Origin of the sequence: Pseudoalteromonas sp. GW168-MNA-CIBAN-0100, from assembly GCF_040309225.1 — a bacterium.
In the GTDB taxonomy this organism is placed as follows: domain Bacteria; phylum Pseudomonadota; class Gammaproteobacteria; order Enterobacterales; family Alteromonadaceae; genus Pseudoalteromonas; species Pseudoalteromonas arctica.
The window spans coordinates 1-252 of record NZ_JBEOOL010000825.1; the positions used below are offsets into that span (position 1 = coordinate 1).

Below are 252 nucleotides of genomic sequence, written 5' to 3' on the forward strand. Positions count from 1 at the left end.
TGGTCAAGGAGGCAATATTGCTGTAAGTGTCGGCGACGATGGTATTTATATTATTGATGATCAATTTGCCAAGCTTTCAAGCGATATTAAAAAAACGATTAGCGATTTACAGCCCGGCAGTACTGAGTTTGTAATTAACACCCATCATCATGGCGACCACACCGGAGGCAACGAAAATTTTGCTAAAGCAGGTGCCCACGTTATTGCTCACGATAATGTGCATAAGCGCTTAGTAGCGGAGCATGGTGAAGG

General features: G+C 43.7%; 1 protein-coding gene. It reads left to right on the top strand.

Annotated elements, in window-relative coordinates:
* Positions 1-252: MBL fold metallo-hydrolase (locus AAEY62_RS23585; protein ID WP_350636886.1), on the top strand; the 252-nt coding region annotated here is incomplete at both ends.